16 protein-coding genes are annotated in these 16,835 nt (G+C 40.1%); 12 read left to right on the top strand and 4 right to left on the bottom strand.

All coding sequences use genetic code 11. The features are described from left to right. The 8 genes from DK207_RS10075 (at position 1) to rplS (ending at position 9,172) form a co-directional block, all read left to right on the top strand. Entirely contained in the window at positions 1-1,125 is a 1,125-nt protein-coding gene (locus DK207_RS10075; protein ID WP_109441037.1) for a PilW family protein, read from the top strand. Then, the gene (locus DK207_RS10080; RefSeq protein ID WP_109441038.1) at positions 1,122-1,871 is read left to right on the top strand and encodes a PilX N-terminal domain-containing pilus assembly protein; all 750 of its coding nucleotides are present in this window, start codon (positions 1,122-1,124) and stop codon (positions 1,869-1,871) included. Before DK207_RS10075 ends, DK207_RS10080 begins: the two co-directional genes overlap by 4 nt. A gap of 13 nt (positions 1,872-1,884) precedes the next feature. Continuing rightward, positions 1,885-6,426, top strand: a complete 4,542-nt coding sequence (locus DK207_RS10085) for a pilus assembly protein (protein ID WP_109441039.1) — start codon at positions 1,885-1,887, stop codon at positions 6,424-6,426. Then, positions 6,410-6,889, top strand: coding sequence for a type IV pilin protein (locus tag DK207_RS10090; RefSeq protein ID WP_026057290.1), 480 nt, complete (start codon positions 6,410-6,412; stop codon positions 6,887-6,889). Before DK207_RS10085 ends, DK207_RS10090 begins: the two co-directional genes overlap by 17 nt. Before the next feature lie 165 nt (positions 6,890-7,054). Next, on the top strand, positions 7,055-7,312 hold the full coding sequence (gene rpsP / locus DK207_RS10095) for a 30S ribosomal protein S16 (RefSeq protein WP_004641253.1): 258 nt from the start codon (positions 7,055-7,057) through the stop codon (positions 7,310-7,312). An 18-nt stretch (positions 7,313-7,330) separates the two neighbouring features. Then, positions 7,331-7,879, top strand: a complete 549-nt coding sequence (gene rimM / locus DK207_RS10100; protein WP_004641251.1) for a ribosome maturation factor RimM — start codon at positions 7,331-7,333, stop codon at positions 7,877-7,879. A gap of 45 nt (positions 7,880-7,924) precedes the next feature. Next, the gene (gene trmD, locus DK207_RS10105; protein WP_109441040.1) at positions 7,925-8,665 is read left to right on the top strand and encodes a tRNA (guanosine(37)-N1)-methyltransferase TrmD; all 741 of its coding nucleotides are present in this window, start codon (positions 7,925-7,927) and stop codon (positions 8,663-8,665) included. Between the two features lie 135 nt (positions 8,666-8,800). Next, a complete protein-coding gene (rplS, locus tag DK207_RS10110; RefSeq protein ID WP_004641247.1) occupies positions 8,801-9,172 on the top strand; it encodes a 50S ribosomal protein L19 in 372 nt (123 codons plus the stop codon). 62 nt (positions 9,173-9,234) lie between these two features. Here rplS and DK207_RS10115 read toward each other — a convergent pair whose 3' ends face one another. Then, positions 9,235-10,209 (bottom strand): esterase/lipase family protein, encoded by a 975-nt coding sequence (locus tag DK207_RS10115; protein ID WP_109441041.1) that lies wholly within the window; start codon positions 10,207-10,209, stop codon positions 9,235-9,237. 104 nt (positions 10,210-10,313) lie between these two features. Continuing rightward, a complete protein-coding gene (locus tag DK207_RS10120) occupies positions 10,314-11,360 on the bottom strand; it encodes a lipase secretion chaperone (RefSeq protein WP_109441042.1) in 1,047 nt (348 codons plus the stop codon). A gap of 136 nt (positions 11,361-11,496) precedes the next feature. Here DK207_RS10120 and truB point away from each other — a divergent pair, with 136 nt between their 5' ends. The 3 genes from truB (at position 11,497) to DK207_RS10135 (ending at position 13,765) form a co-directional block, all read left to right on the top strand. Continuing rightward, entirely contained in the window at positions 11,497-12,390 is an 894-nt protein-coding gene (gene truB / locus DK207_RS10125) for a tRNA pseudouridine(55) synthase TruB (protein ID WP_109441043.1), read from the top strand. Between the two features lie 11 nt (positions 12,391-12,401). Then, the gene (locus DK207_RS10130) at positions 12,402-13,172 is read left to right on the top strand and encodes a TSUP family transporter (RefSeq protein WP_109441044.1); all 771 of its coding nucleotides are present in this window, start codon (positions 12,402-12,404) and stop codon (positions 13,170-13,172) included. A 146-nt stretch (positions 13,173-13,318) separates the two neighbouring features. Beyond that, positions 13,319-13,765 carry a hemerythrin domain-containing protein gene (locus tag DK207_RS10135; RefSeq protein ID WP_008941172.1) on the top strand — a complete coding sequence of 149 codons (447 nt, stop codon included), beginning with the start codon at positions 13,319-13,321 and terminating at the stop codon, positions 13,763-13,765. Positions 13,766-13,789: 24 nt separating this feature from the next. Here the strand turns inward: DK207_RS10135 and DK207_RS10140 are convergent, their stop codons facing one another. Both DK207_RS10140 and DK207_RS10145 read right to left on the bottom strand, forming a co-directional pair. Next, positions 13,790-14,656, bottom strand: a complete 867-nt coding sequence (locus DK207_RS10140) for an EamA family transporter (RefSeq protein WP_005086968.1) — start codon at positions 14,654-14,656, stop codon at positions 13,790-13,792. Further along, positions 14,653-15,534: an EamA family transporter gene (locus DK207_RS10145; protein WP_005086966.1), complete on the bottom strand. Its 882-nt coding sequence runs from the start codon at positions 15,532-15,534 to the stop codon at positions 14,653-14,655. The genes DK207_RS10140 and DK207_RS10145 overlap by 4 nt, the downstream gene beginning before the upstream one ends. Before the next feature lie 428 nt (positions 15,535-15,962). On the opposite strand from DK207_RS10145, the gene DK207_RS10150 reads away from it, so the two are divergent. Beyond that, on the top strand, positions 15,963-16,790 hold the full coding sequence (locus tag DK207_RS10150) for a M23 family metallopeptidase (RefSeq protein ID WP_109441045.1): 828 nt from the start codon (positions 15,963-15,965) through the stop codon (positions 16,788-16,790). The last annotated feature ends 45 nt before the right edge of the window (positions 16,791-16,835 follow it).

The raw sequence follows: 16,835 nt of genomic DNA on the forward strand, positions 1-16,835 counted from the left end.
ATGAAAAAAAGTCTTACAAATTGCTTTAAGCACAGTTCTTCGTCTTGCGCTAGAAACCCTCGTACTCGAAGCTTAACCTCTCATCTTACGACCCGACCGAGCGTTGCTCGGTTTCATCGGGTCTCAGGCTTCACGCTTATCGAGTTAATGATTTCATTAGCCTTGGGCTTAATTATTGTTGCTGCTGCAATACAACTATTTATCGCTGGAGTGACCAGTTACAAATTACAGAAAGCGATGTCACATATCCAAGACAGTGCAAGTTTGGGTTTGAATTTTATTGTGGAGGATATTCGTAAGGCAAATTTGAGTGCGCCTATCCCTGCCGTGAATGATCAAATTGAATATACTGGGATTATTCTCACACCGAAAAATGTGGGAGAGAAAATCAATTTAAATTGCACAGCATGTTTTGATGAAGAGGAGGATGAAGATCAGCCTTTAAAGCGTTATCAGCGTGCCAATCTAAATAATATAACTGAAAATGATCAGTTGTTGATTCGTTATCAAGCACCACAATCGGGTTTTGATTGTTCAGGTAATAAACTCAAAAAAGATGATTTTGTGGTGCAACGTTATTATGTTGACCCAGCTGAAACCAATGTGCGCCGTTCCTTGCGTTGTCAAGCAGTGCAATATACACAGGCTGAACTTGAGTATGCAAAAAAAGAAAACAAGTCGTTAGAGTTGGGTATTGAGAAGCAAGCAAGTCAAGTGATCTTACCCAATGTTGACTATTTTGCGGTGCGCTATGGTTGGATGGATGGTGGACTGAATGATAAAAACGGCAAGATTCAATACGGAACTTTAGATGATTATTCAAAACAGTCTATAAAGAAAAATATTGATGGCGTCATGCAGGAGGTACGGCCTCATATTCATGCGATTCAAATCGGGGTATTGGTTCAATCTACAGATACGGCAGGTAATCAATCGATTGTGAAGGAAAGAAATAGTAGAGCATTTCAGGTTTTGGGAAGTGAGGTTGAATTAGATAAAAAATATCAAAATGGTCATTTACGCCAAGCGGTCAATCAAACGATTTCATTGAGAAATGCAATGGGGTGGGTTTCGGAAGGGTGTAAGGCAGATGTTGATGATTGTACTGGGGGGAATGAGACATGATTCGATCTGAACGAGGTTCAACCCTCATCGTTGTATTGATGGTCTTGTTACTGATTATGATTGTAGGAACATTGGCAATTCGTCAAAGTATCAGCTCATTGAAATTGGTCACCAATAATCAGATACAAACATTGTTGTTACAGAGTTCTGATGCTGCTTTGTTGGCTTTACAAAATCCCAATAATACACCTGATATTGCAGCAGCCAATGGCATTGTCGGTTTCTTTAAAAATGAAAATCATAAAGAAGCTGAATTGGTATTTTGTTTTTCGGAGAGCAGCCCTTTTACATTGAGTAAAGGGGCATACCTCTTAAATAGCCCGAATTGGGAGAGTTTAGGAGGAGGGGCGTGTAAAGCCAGTGATAATCCCGATGAGGATACAGCGTCAAAATCTGGCGGACGAAAACAAGTTGTGACTCAAGTTTATATTAAACGAGCAACAACACCGACAGCTCCGTTTGCTGATTTAGCGCGTGGCACAGAAGTTTTGGGTGCAAAAACTGAAGAAAGCATTCGTTTACAAGTTTTCGTGGTATCGGTGATGCAAGGCTTATTATCGGATACTGATAAAATATTATTTAAAAAAAGTACTGCAGCTGATGAAGGTTGCTTGGTGAAAAGCATCGACAATGCTGGGAAAAATGAAGTGGCTGAGTGCCTAAAACAAAATAAAGAGAATCCTCTATATAACATGCAAGTCGCAGAATATCGCTTCTTATCGGACTTTGAGCCATCAGGTTCATAAGGGAGAAATGATCATGAATAATAATAAAATCAAAAAACCTACCAAACGTGAGCGTAAGCAACAGAATAGAAAAAAAGGATTGTTGTTTAGTTGCGCAGTGTTGTCGAGTTGCTTTGTACTGTCTTCTGTTGCTTCGGCAAGTGATATTGAGGTTTATCAACCAGCAGTAGGAAACAAAAAACGAATTATGCTGATGGTCGATCAGTCTCGCAGCATGGGAGGGGCTGGGCTATTAGGATTGGTAAAAGATTATCCAATCTGTGTGGGTTCTGGTACAACGGATATATTGGGTGATTTAAGTCAATTAGGCTTAGGTATTAAATTGCTGGGTAAATCTGATTTAGCTGAAATTACCAAAGAAGCAGCCGATTTAGCGAATGATATTGCTCTAAAAGGATTGCTAGGTGATGGCAAAGGTGGTGGAATTTTAGATTCAGTCGCTGAAATTAAAACAGATCAACCAAGTATAGAATATCCATTTAAACGGCATGGTTGTACGGTGGTGACGACACCTTTAGTAATCGAAAACTTAGATAAATTACTCAATGGGGTATTAGGTGTAGGCACAGGTTTATCTGCGGAGCAATATATTCGTGAAACTTGCGACCCAATGATTGATATTTCATTATTAAAACCGATTACGGGTTCATCAACTGTGGGGGTTTATCGTTGTTATGATAAAAATTCTCGTGTACGTATGGCGCTGACCGATATATTAAAGGGGAATGATGGTGATGCGAGTAAAGGTTTACCTGCCATAGAGCAATTGCCTGATACAGCAATGGTTGGATTATCAGTTTCACCGTATAACCATACAGCGAATGACCGTGCAGGGGCGATTGTATTTGAACCAAAACCTTTAGATCAAGAATATCTAAATGCAGCGGGTGTTAAAAAAACCCATCGCCAGCATATTATTGATTATATTGCGAGCCCAGCAATGGATTCGAAAGGCGAGTTTAATATCAGCACTTTAGTCACTCAAGTGATCCCTAAACTTGTGACAGGATTAGTGACTGATGTTGTCAACGCTCTGGTTGGAACTGTAAAAGGAGTACTTGGTGGAGATTTAGGTGCAGCACTTAATCAATTATTAGAAATGCACAATACCAACAATGCGATTAATGACGTTTTAGTCATGTTGGGTTTAGGTGGAAACAGTCCGCTTGCCAGTACTTATGCCGAAACAGGTGCCTATTTACAAGGGAATACCACAAAAGGCACGGCAGCTCGGCAAATGTACCGTATTGAAAGCCTTGGAAGTGCTTTAGGGATTCTTGATCTTTTTGAAACACATTATGAATGTTTGGCTTGGGCGGTTGATGGTAAATGTACCCAATGGGATAAAAAATATTGGCAGTTGCTAGGTTTACTAGGACTAAAAATAGGCTTTGGCGATAAAGTTAACAGCAAAGCGAACCAGTTGAAGAAGGTTAATATAAACTTAGTCAATGCTTTGGGTTTAGCACAAGTCGGTCATTCAGAGTTTTATTATGAATATCATCCAAGTGTAGATGCGAAATATAGTGGTTTTAGAGATAGTGCATCAAATAGTACAACCACAAATACCTTGGTAAAAAATGCTGATTTTTATCAAGCACCTTCTACAGCGCCACAATGCGATGCCAATGGCTTAATGGTAATTACGGGGAGTGTACCGAGTATTGCACCGACATTGTCTGATGCACTTTTAGCACCTTTAAGTACGACCGATTCGACCCAAGCGAGTATTGAGCGACTGATGGGGCGTTCATTAAGCAATACCGCACCGCTTGCCATTCAATATAAAGACGGTGGTAATGCAGCTCGTAAAGAATGGAATTTCCAGTGTAATTCTACAGATTTAGTGTCAACCAGAAAAGGCAATTCCGATTTTGCGACATGGCAATGTATCGGAGCTTATGCACGAGATATTAGAGCTTTACAAAAGAATCCGATTAAAACCGCCGTTGTGGGGTTGGATCGTTCATTTTTACAATTACCAAGCTATATTGCAGGGCAAAGTAGTGCAACAGATACTGTAGGTTTAACTCAAATTAACAGTACCGCAGTATCTAAGGACCAATTATTAACAGGTATTGTGCCGAAAGTATTAAGAGATACTTTAGGTAATGTCGGTGGATTGTTAGATATTGCGTTAAAAGACAGTATTATTGGTAGTGCATTGACCAATAGTGTTGTCAATTTACTCGACCAATTACTTCCGCCAAGTTCAGATGACATAAAAAATATGGCACGTTGGGGAGTAATAGGTGGCGGTGGATGGTACAACGCTGCCAATAGCCATAATATTGCTCAAAGTATTAAAAATTTCCATGATGGTTTAGGTGTAGAAGCTGGTGACCCAATTGGTTTACAAGCATTGCCTTCTGACCCACTTACGCCATATCGTATGAGCAATGAAGTCTATAAAAGTATGTTTGAGCCAACGGAAAAAGCCAGTTGGTTTGGGAACTTTAAAAAATATGGTCTAGAAACTAATAACTCCATTAATAAACTCAAAGATTCTTGGGATGCGGCTGCAAAAGAGTATGATGTAAAAGACTGGAACAAAGGTGGGTTGTTAAAACAACTTCAAGATTTGCCAACGAAAACCAATGATGACGATCCAGAGAATCCTGCCGTTACAGAGCGTAGTTTATTCACAAATCGTGGTTGTGTATCGACTGCAAGTGCTTCTGAATTTACAGAAGTGGGGCAGCTTAAAAAAATTAATAATAAATATTTAGACGAGGTTTGTGGCACAGGCCCCACAGCTAAAAAAGATGGCAATGGTCATTTCTTGATGAACCTGCTGGGCTATAACGTGAGCAATGACGCGATAACAGATGATTTAACTGAGGAAAATCGTACAAATTGGCGAGTAGGGATGAATCTACATTCAATTCCGATTAAATTGACTCAGGATGCGGTCTTTAATGCAGATAACAGTATAAAAGAACGCAATGATTATATGCTCTTTGGTACGACCCAAGGTGTATTGCATGTGGTCAAGGCTAACACTGGCGAAGAAACTTTTGCTTTTATACCGAATGAAATGCTTGAGAACCCTAAACAACAAGATGCTTTCACCACACCTGTAACAGGACATATTCGTTTTCCTGACAATATGGCATACGGTATAGATGGGGCTTGGACATTAGATAGTGAATATGTCTATGGCATGAAAGAAGTAAGCAGTGGTAGTACAAGTAGTGAAGTGATTGCAACCGTTAGTGAAATTACGAAAGATGGTAAGGTTCTCGCAAAAGGCAAACAAATTGTTTATGGCGGCTTACGTATGGGTGGGCGGAGTTATTACTCGCTCGATTTAAGTAATATTAATCAGCCTAAATTGAAATTCCGTATCGATCCAATTTCTGGCAAGGTTTACTCAAAAGACAATCCAGAGGGTAAATCTTTCGATGCAATTAAAAACATGGGGCAAAGTTGGTCAAAGCCGACCATTACTACTGTGATGTATAAAAGCACACCAAGACGAGTGATGTTAGTTGGTGGTGGCTATAATAAAGGATATGAAAATAGAGACTATAACCCCCAAAACAATACTGAAGGTGCGGGAGTTTATATGTTCGATGCCGATAATGGTGATTTACTTTGGCATGCGAGTGGTGACAATCAAAGTACCTCATGTGGTACCAGTGATACCAAACGTGGATTAAAAATTCAAAACCTAGGAAGTGTGGTCAGTCGAATCAATACAGTTGACCGTAATGGTGATGGTATAGCCGACCATCTTTATTTTGGTGATTTGAAGGGACAAGTGTGGCGTATTGATTTAAGTAACGACTTGGGTATAAGTGGTTGTGGACATTACAGTATGCTTTTACAAGTAGCTGGTGAACGTTTTTATGAAGCCCCAAACTTTAGTGTATATGGTTATGAACAACCTTTGGCAGTTATAAGTATTGCCTCTGGAAACCGCAGTCTTCCATTTAGCGATAAAGTTTCAACAAGTAGAATTTACAATATTTTTGATCGAGAAGTTGTAGGAGGGCATTTTGACACAAGCAATATTGGTGAGACAAAACTTACATTGGTGGATCTAAAACCTATGCCAACTGATTTAAAGGGTAAAACCTTGACTGATGTGAGAAAGGATATCCCGAATGGTTGGTATATTTCTGCTGAGACAGTTATTGGTAAGCAGCTAGATCCAAATGGTAATGAAACAACAATAACCAATACCACTGCGAGTAAGGTCTTAGGCGAAATGGTGGTGATGAACAAAAGTTTGTACGCCAGTGTCTATAACCCAAATGCAACGACTGATAGCTGTAAAGTTCAAGCACAAGGAATTACTACAGTACAACGATATTGTTTACCTTTTGGTGTCTGTGAGCAAGAAACCGATCCAGCAACAATGCGTTTTGGTGCAGGACGTGGCATTGTTGATGTCATGGTTGGTGCGGGTGTTGGTACATCGGAGAATGGAGTAAAACGTCAAATTTTAAATCCTGGTTTAACTAGTACGATTAACAAAGCCAATGGCATGCCAATCAATACCATGCGCCGTCAAATTGTGCCACTAAAATGGTATGAAAGTAATGAATAGGCGATCTGGATTTACTCTGATTGAGCTGATGATCACAGTGGCGATCATTGCTATCCTAGCAGTGATCGCCATCCCGAGTTATGACATTTATATTCGTAAAGCAGACTTATCAACAGCTCAACAAGAGATGCATAAAATTGCTGCATTATTAGAACAACATCGAACGCGTAACTTCAGTTATGAGGGCTTCATATTAAGAGATCCTGTGCGCAATGAAGGACCCTATGCAGATGTGGATAATGCAACCAAGACCATGTTGCTTTTACCTTTAAATGCATCGAGTGGTAAGCAAAAATTTACCTTGATTTTAACGGTTGATTCACAGACTTGGTCACTTAAGGCTGAAAGCCAAAATCCACGTAATTACTCCTTACTTATGACCAGTACTGGTCTAAAATGTAAGACCAAAACACCAGCCAATATCACCAATCAAAGTTGTGGTTTAGCTTCTGAAGAGTGGTAATAAATTTAGATTTCAGCGATTTAAATTCAAAGCTGCGGATAACTTAATATTTAATCTTTCATTCAGTGTAAATTTAACGTAGAATATCGCCCTCTATTAAAGGGGTTTGAAATGCTGTCGATGGTCGGCGCAGGGATAATCCGTAAAAACTATAAGGTTGTTCTCATGGTTGTTATTCGTTTAGCGCGCGGTGGTGCAAAAAAACGTCCATTCTATCAAATCGTTGTTACTGATAGCCGTAATGCACGTGATGGTCGTTTCATCGAGCGTATTGGTTTCTTTAACCCAACTGCACAAGGTAAAGCTGAAAAAGTTCGTTTAGATGCTGACCGTTTTGCACACTGGATTTCACAAGGTGCTCAACCTTCTGAGCGTGTTGCTTCTTTAGCTGCTCAAGCTAAAAAAGCTGCAGCTACTGCATAAGTTTGTAGTAGGTAACCCATGACAGCAACACAGAATGTACCCGAAGATCGTATTCAGATTGGACAGTTACGTTCAGCATATGGACTGAATGGGTGGCTCTGGGTTTACTCAAATACTGAGCCTATGAGCAATATGTTTGACTACCTTCCTTGGTACATTGAGACCAAGGCAGGTTGGCAAACCATCGATGTAAAACGTTGGAAACCACATGGTAAAGGCCTAGTAGTTTCGCTCAAAGGTGTGATTGATCGCACTGGTGCAGAAAACTTAGTCGGTGCCAATATCTGGATTGCTAAATCTCAGCTTCCTAAAGCGGATGTGGACGAGTACTACTGGTCTGATCTTAAAGGCTTAACTGTGTTTGGTCTTGGTGAGGATGAACAGGAAGTCAATCTCGGTCAAATCTTTGAGCTTTTTGAAACGGGTGCCAATGATGTCATGGTGGTCAAAGCGACACCGGACAGTATTGATGCCGAAGAGCGAATGATTCCTTGGCATAAAGATGTAGTACAACGTGTTGATCTTGAAGCGGGTCGCATTTACGTCAATTGGGGCGTAGATTACTAACTCTTGATAGAGTTGTAGCGCAGCAGGAAAATAGAGGAGTCTGCGGTGTTTTTTGCAGTCATCTCATTATTTCCTGAAATGTTTGCAGCGATTACAGCGTACGGGATTAGCGGTCGAGCTGTAAAAAAAGAGATTGTACAAGTCTCTTGTATAAATCCTCGAGATTTTGCAGAGGGCAACTATAGACGAGTGGATGAACGTCCGTTCGGTGGTGGTCCTGGTATGGTGATGATGGCTGAGCCACTCGCGAAAGCAATTACCCATGCTAAACAACTTGCAGCGCAAGCAGGCTGTGTTCATGCTCCAGTGGTATATATGTCACCACAAGGCAAAACCTTAAATGAACAAGCAGTACAACAATTCGTTGATTATGATGGTTTGATTGTATTGTGTGGACGTTATGAGGGTGTTGATGAGCGTTTAATCCAGCATTATGTTGATCAAGAATGGTCAATTGGAGATTACGTTTTATCGGGCGGTGAATTACCTGCGATGGTGTTGTTGGATAGTATTATTCGTCGTTTGCCGAATGTTATGTCTGACGAACAATCTGCAGTTCAAGATTCTTTTGTGGATGGTTTATTGGATTGTCCACAATATACAAAGCCAGACCATTTCGAAGGTTTGGATGTCCCTGAAGTACTAAAATCAGGACATCATGCCAATATTGAGAAATGGCGTTTTTTGCAGCGTTATCAGCGAACTTTAGATCGTCGACCAGAATTGGTGGAAAAAGTTGAGCTGACCAAACAGCAAAAAAAATGGCTGAAAAGTTTAGATACTTAAAGTTATTTAAGTATAAATAGGCTCTTTAAAGCATTCTGTTTTAAAGGGAAAGTTAAACGAGAGATATGCGCTTTAGCCTCTATCCTCAGCGGTGTAAGAGACCTCTTCTCTCCCGCACATATTGGAGATTCCACAATGAGTGGTAAACATCCTTTAGTTCAAGCTGTTGAAAATGCACAGTTAAAAACTGATATCCCTGCTTTTGCTCCTGGTGACACAGTTGTTGTTCAGGTTAAAGTAAAAGAGGGTGATCGTGAGCGTCTTCAAGCATTTGAAGGTGTTGTAATCGCGAAGAAAAATCGTGGTTTAAACTCAGCTTTCACAGTTCGTAAAATTTCTAGCGGTGTTGGTGTTGAGCGTGTTTTCCAAACTCACTCTCCAATCGTTGCTAAAATCGAAGTGAAACGTCGTGGTGACGTTCGTCGCGCTAAACTTTACTACCTACGCGAGTTGTCTGGTAAAGCTGCACGTATTCGTGAAAAGTTACCAGCTCGTAAACAAGGTTAATTTTAACTTTGTTGTAAAGCATAAAAAAATGCGCCGTGAGGCGCATTTTTTTTATGCTGAGTTTATAAGCCTTGCAACTTAAGGCGATTAGCATGTTGACGGTAGATATCAACGGGATCAGGTGCAAACAGTGCTTTTAATCCCATTACATGATTGACTTCATCCGCGTGGTTCCATGGCAGATTATCGCGTATAGTACGACCGAATTTTGCACTGCAACGGCTGACCATACCATCATTATCTCCTTTAGGATCAACAATCAGACTGCCACCGATAAATATTGGGTCAAGTGGATCAAGAATATTGGTCGCGGCTTGAACGCCAGAAAAGGAATACATATAAATTCCTTGTTCTTGATAGCTACCTTCTCCACAAGCAGTCGTTGGAACGCCCATTGGATATTGAGCATTGAACTTTTCTGAACCTTCCACAGAAATACTTTGTCCAGCCGCCTCAGCATCATGAGGGTAGCTTTGGGGATCAAGTCCTTGGGCCCAAACAGTTGCCGCTGAAAAGAAATTAGTCAAGGCAATACTCGCATCACCAAACATGGTTCCCGTACTTTTCATTAAAATACTAGCAACAGGTGAGCCTTTATGAGTGCCGCTCACACTGGTTATAGACGCTACTTTTTCAGGAAGCATCGCTGCAACATAGCGGGAAGTTGGTCCGCCTTGGCTATGAGCGATAAAGTTCACTTTGGATTGGCCTGTAATCGCTAAAATCTCTTCAGTTTGCTGTAAGAGTTGCTCACCACGAACTTCATTTGAGTTAAATGGGGATAAACGGGCAGCCCAAACATTGCCGCCATTTCTTGCAATATTGGGTAAGATCTGATGCCAATAATCGACCCCCATCGGGTCACTACCTACACGGGAAAAGCCCGCGACACCATGGACAAAAACAATGGGATATTTGGTTTTTGCATAGTCTGAAATAACAAAGCTGCTTTTGACTTGGGTCGCATTTGAAGCATAGCTTGTTGAGATACCAATGGTCATTACAGTTAAAGCAAGATAACGAATTAAATTTTGCATTTTATTCTCTTTTAAAATTCCTAAATTGGGTCTTTAATGATTTATTTGAATTCGACATTGCATCGTTGTCCTTTGATGATCTTTCAATGTCTTGTGTTTGTTTTTTAATAACTAAATGGTAGTGTCCCTCCTTGATCATAGATCGTTTCAAATGTTTGTAGGCGTTGTTGTTCTTGTGTGGATTTGAATTGTTGTTGTTTGAGCTGTTGAATTGCTTGGGTCTTGGCAGACGCACTCATATTGCTATCGATGATGGTTTTACGTTCTTCTAAATAGGATTGTACTTGTTGCTTCCATACTGATCTTTGTTGATCAAGTTGTTCTAAGCGTTGTGTTGCTGCTTCTCCAACCAGATTGACCCGCATATCCCGAAGTTCCTGCGCTGAACCATTTCTGGCCTTGATTTGTGCAGTTAAGGAGTGCAAATCATCAAGTTTGGATAAATCTTTAATATTTTCTTGCCAGTCCTGAGGAAGTTGTTCAAAACGCTCTTGGAGTAATTTGGCTTTAGTTGACGTATCTAGCGAGTTATTCTCTAAAATTTGCATACGATCTAGAGTGTATTGTTGATATTCATCTTCTGTGCCGAATAACCCCTCTATTTCTGTGGTAGAAAAGAAGCGTTGTTTTAGATCTTGTATGGCGTGAAAAGCTGCTTGGAAATAGCGATAGTTTTCCTTCGCTGTTTCATGTATTTGTAGCTGGCTCAGTGCTTCGCGGTAATCTAAATAACGAGACCAAAGTGCTAAGATTTGCTGTTGTTGTGCTGATTGAAAATGATGTTCTAAATAAAGTTGAAAATTCTTGCGAATTTCTGTGATATTTCTTTCTCCATACTGTGATAGGAAATATTCGAAACAGTTTCGGGTTTGTTCATTTATGATCAATTTTTTTGAGGCATTAAATTGCAACTGACAATTGGTTACTGTGTCTGTCTGGCTTGAGCTTTGAAATCCAAGTAATGTTTGGGCTAAATTATTGTGTGAATTGAGTTGCTGAACGTGTTGACTAAATTGATTTTCAGAAGACGATGTTATATTTACTGAATAGTTTTCGGACTTCGGATAGAACCAATAAATAACGACGATACATAAAATGGAACTGAGTATGAGTCCAGCATAGATGATCGTTTTGTTTCCTTTCTTATTCATAAAACCGCATCCATTTTTCTTTTGTTTTCGAAAGCGAAAAGAGTCTAGCATGATTGATTTTTTTTTGAACAGTTATTTTTAAAAAATTAATGAATAGTTTTGATAAAATGTATCTTTGTATTTCGACTTTTTATTTATGAAAAAAAGTGCTTATCGTCATTTGAGTGGTGTATTTCTTTTAAATAAGCCAATAGGGATGAGTTCAAATGGAGCATTGCAAAAAGTACGTCGACTTTTTAATGCACAAAAAGCAGGACATACAGGTGCTTTAGATCCATTAGCAACAGGTTTATTGCCGATTTGTTTAGGGGAAGCAACCAAATTTTCTCATTATTTATTGGATTCAACCAAACGTTATCAAACGACGGTAAAGCTTGGACAAACCACAACCACAGGTGATATCGAAGGTGATATTCTGCAAAAGCGAAATGTTCCGCTTTTGACTCGTGAAAGTATAGAACAGGTTTTGGCTCAATTTCGTGGTGATATTCAGCAAGTGCCTCCGATGTATTCTGCATTGAAACGAGAAGGCCGCCCTTTATATGAGTTGGCGCGTCAGGGTATTGAGATTGAACGAGCAGCGCGTCCTGTCACGATTTATGATCTAACTTTGCTGAGTTTTACTGAAGATAGTTTAACTTTAGATGTGACCTGTTCAAAAGGGACTTATATCCGTGTACTTGGAGAGGATATAGGTGAAGCTTTGGGTTGCGGTGGTCATTTGACGTATTTACATCGTACTCAGACGGGTCATTTTGAAATTAATCCAGACTATACCATTGAGTATTTAGAAAGTTTGTCACAAGAACAACGGGACGCATTATTGCTTCCAGTGTATGCACCTGTAGAACATTTTCCACGTGTTCAATTACCAGAAGGACGTGAAAAATATTTTGGTAATGGTCAAGAAAGCAATATTGATCATGAGGCTGTAGCTGAGGTGCTAGTTTTCGATGGCGAGCGTTGTTTAGGTTTAGCTGAAATTACTGATAAAAAACGTCTTGTACCAAAACGCTTACTCAACTTATAAGGTCTTGCTCCATGGAATGGGAACTCATTCTCAGCTTAGTCTTCTTTGCTTTTTGTGCGGGGACGATTGATGCTGCCGTTGGTGGTGGTGGATTGATTCAAATTCCTGCATTGATGGGCGCACTACCTCAAACCGCACCAGCCACGATTTTTGGAACCAATAAACTCGCTTCGATTTGTGGCACTGCTTCAGCTGCTTTTTCATTTGTACGACGAGTAAAATTGAAATGGCCACTATTGTTGGTGATAGCAATCCTTGCATTTGTCAGCTCGTTTGCAGGGGCGGCATGTGTCTCAATGATTCCGACACATATTCTAAGACCATTTGTTTTGATCATGTTGATTGTGATTGCAGTCTATACCTTGATGAAAAAGCAATTTGGGCAAGTGCATGTCGATCAGCGGATTACACCGAAGCTGCTTATGTTCGCTGCGATCGGAAGCTTAGCAATTGGTTTCTATGACGGTATCTTTGGCCCAGGGACGGGTAGCTTCTTTATTTTCTTTTTCATTCGCTTTCTACAAGTCGATTTTTTACATGCTTCAGCCTTGTCGAAGATTGGCAATTTTATGACCAATCTCGCTGCACTCAGCTTTTTTGTCCCCACAGGTCATGTGCTGTTTACATTGGGTTTGATGATGGCGGTTGCCAATATTGCGGGTTCATTACTCGGTGTTCGTTTGGCGTTAAAATATGGTAGTGGTTTTATTCGTATCTTATTTTTGATTTTAGTGAGTATCTTAATTTGTCGTTTGGGTTATCAAATTATTGTGGCGGTTTAATCCGAAAGATAAAGTTGGACAACAAAAACATACTTAAATGATGCTGTCTAAAAAACGCACACTTTCTAAGATGAGATTCTAGCCAAGTTCCACAGTATCGAGATATGTCTCGTATTGTGGTTGTTAGCCAATTTTAGAGGTGAAGAATGAATATATTTGAAGCACTACGAGAAAGTCATGATAAGCAACGTTCACTTGCAAAAAAATTAGTTGAAACCAGCGGGCATAGTGAGGAGCGTAAAGAACTTTTTGATTTGTTGAAGAATGAACTCTATGCGCATTCAGTTGCAGAAGATCGTTATTTATATATTCCACTGATGTTTGATGATGGAGGTTTGGATATTACGCGTCATGCCTTGGCTGAACATCATGAAATGGATGAATTAGTCGAGACACTTGAAGAAACAGATATGAGTAGTCCAAGCTGGTTGGCAACTGCAAAACAATTAAGTGAAAAGGTACATCATCATTTAAAAGAAGAAGAACATAAATTTTTCCAGCAAGCTGGAAAAATCTTGGCAGATGCTGAAAAAGAAAAATTAGGTAAACAATATCTTGCGGAGTATAAAAAATATAAAACCGAAACAGCTTGAGGTCAAAAAGACGCTATTGTGACCTTACGGGGCTGGAGATTTCTCTCCACGTAAGGTCACACCAATGGATGCGATCATAATACAAAACAAGGCAACCCACTGAATCAGGCTGATTTGCTCATGGAGAATGACCAATCCCGCCAATGCCGCTAAAGCAGGCGCTAGACTGGTCAATGTCCCGTAACTCAGTTTACTTAAACGTTTCAATGCCATTAGATCGAGCGCATACGGAATCGCTGTTGCAAGGATCGCAATCACGAGAGCTTTACCCCAATATTGGGTATCTAGAAGAACAGGCGCATTATTCCATAAACCAAATGGCAATAAGGTCAAGGCAGATAATGCGATGGCAATCGTTAATGCATGCATTCCTATATTTTGTTGCGCGACTCGATGTCCGTAGTAAATATATAATGCCCAAAAAATCCCCGCACCTACAGCGCAAGCAGCACCAAAATAAGAGAAATTATGTTGGTTGGCATCATGCCAAGGGACCATTAAGGCAATGCCTAAAATTGCAAATGCGACCCAAAGATAATCACTGCGTTGTTTGATTGAAAGCAATGCTAACCCTAGCGGTCCAATGAACTCTAAACCTACAGCAATGCCTTGAGGAAGCTTGCCCAGAGAAGTGTAAAATAAAATATTCATACAGCCTAAGGATGCTGTATAAAGCAGTAAATCTCGCCATTTCAGGTGTTTGAGCTTGGAAATGATAGTCCAAGACCGAAACATGATTGCCACGATGATCGTTGCAAAGCTCAGCCTTAAAATCGTCACAGTGAGGGGGTCAAGTGTTGTGATCAGCTGTTTAGCAAATGACGCGCTGATTTGATAAGCCACCATGGACAACACCATGTAAAGCACAGCAACCAATTGGAGATTTTTCATTTAGCCTCTTTTTGTTGTCGAGCGCGTTGCATGGTAAAAGTACAACCGATGGAGGCGATGATAATGGTGGTTAAGGCGAGCCATTGATTCCACAATAATTTTTCACCTAAAAATACAAAACCTGAAAGCGCCGCAACTGCAGGTTCTAAGCTCATTAATGTACCAAAACTCAAAGGCGTTAGATTGCGCAAAGCAATCATTTCTAAGGAGAATGGCAAGGCACTGGCGAGAATTGCAAGCCCAATAAAATAATACAGATTTGGCAGTTCAAAAACACGATCAATTGCACCAGAAAATACTGCAAAAGGCAGCAAACACAGCATACCGATGCTCATTCCAAGACAGACGGTATGATTGCCAGAAATACCTGAAGGCTTTTGTCCTGCAATAATATAGAGTGCCCAACATGCACCTGCACTGACGGCAAAGAATACGCCAATAAGATCAAGACTATGCTGAGCCTGTTGCAATGGAAATAAGAGAATCAAGCCTAAAATGGCACAGCCAACCCAAATAAAGTCATATTTTTGGCGCGCATGATAGAGCGCGACGCTTAAAGGTCCAATAAATTCAAAAGCAACGGCAATCCCGAGAGGAAGTCGCTCTAGCGATAAGTAGAACAATCCATTCATTCCAGCCAAAGCAATACCATAGCTCAAGATCGCTTTCCAGCGGACTGCACGAAAGTTAATAGTCCAAACTTTGAAAATTACCGCCAAAATGATTGCACCTAAACATAAACGCATCGCAGAAACGGTCAAAACTGGGAAACTTTGGAATAAAATTTTTGCTAAAGAACCACTGCCTTGAACGCAAATCATTGCAAGCATCAATAATGCTATGGCATAGAGTGGTGACTTTAGAGAAGAATTGGACATTTAATCATCAATCAAGTTGGTGTAATTTTCACATAATAATTTAATTTTATCTCAAGATTGGTTGTGAAACGAGCATAATTTTATTGATTTTGAAGTTGCGATGATGACTGTTTTAATTATTAAATAAGTTTTAAGGTTCTTTTTAATAATTATTTATTTATATCATTTTATCGCTCAGATTTTATTGATCCTATTTTACGAATAACTCTCATACATATTCAGATTCATTGGATTCTAACTCCAAGTTTGATGAAGTGTTTAATCTTCTAAATTCGTGTGAATAGTCGTGAGAGTCGATGCAGTTCGTCAGATCACTAAACAAAGCTTTCTGTATCTCTGCTATAAAACTTGGGGGCGTTATAGACCCTGAAAAGTAGTAAAACTGACAATACTTAAATAAATGAAATAATAATTATGGAGATAATAAGATGTTGAAACTAAAACAAGTTTTTGCCATCGGTATCGTTACATTTATTCCTTTTGCGGCATACGCTGCACCTGCCTTTAAAGCACCTTTTGCCTGTGGTCAAACTTGGAGTTATAGCACTTACCCAGGTCACAACTATAATGCTTTAGATTTTGTGCGCTGGGATAATGGTGCGACATCAGGAGCAGCTGTGCTTGCTTCTGCTGGTGGAACTGTATCGGTAAGCTCAATCGGTTGGAATGGTGGTGCAGGTAATATGGTGGTGATCAATCATGGAAATGGTTGGTCAACTCATTATTTTCATTTAAATGCCATTCATGTCAGTGCGGGAGCTTCAATTGGTCAGGGTCAACAAATCGGCACTGTTGGAAGTACAGGGCAGAGTACAGGACCACATCTGCATTATGAGCAACGCTTAAATAGTACAGCACAGACTATTGTGATTAATGGAAACTCGCTTGCCCCTTATCCAGGGAGTTATGGGCAAAGAGTCCTTACCAGCGATAATGGTTGTGGCGGCACGACACCTCCACCGCCACCACCAAGCGGCAATAAGTATTGGGTGGATACTTGGGGAGATGCGAATGGGCGTTCTAGTCCAGGAGGTACCGTGACGGGAACGTTATATAAAGGTACTCATTATGTGTATTGTAAGGTTTGGGGGCCGAAGGTTCAAAACTCGACAGGTACTCAGTGGAACCATTGGTGGTTAAAAACGGACTTAGATGTTGGACCGACCAATCAATGGGTTTCCGCGTATATGTTATCTCGTTGGGGTAATGATGAAGCCAAAGATAACAGTGGTGTCGTTATTCCAAACTGTCCTTAATTAAAATAATAAAATTTAGAATTAATATTGGTGCCATTCCGAGGG

Origin of the sequence: Acinetobacter haemolyticus, assembly GCF_900406815.1 — a bacterium.
Classification (GTDB): Bacteria; Pseudomonadota; Gammaproteobacteria; order Pseudomonadales; family Moraxellaceae; genus Acinetobacter; species Acinetobacter haemolyticus_A.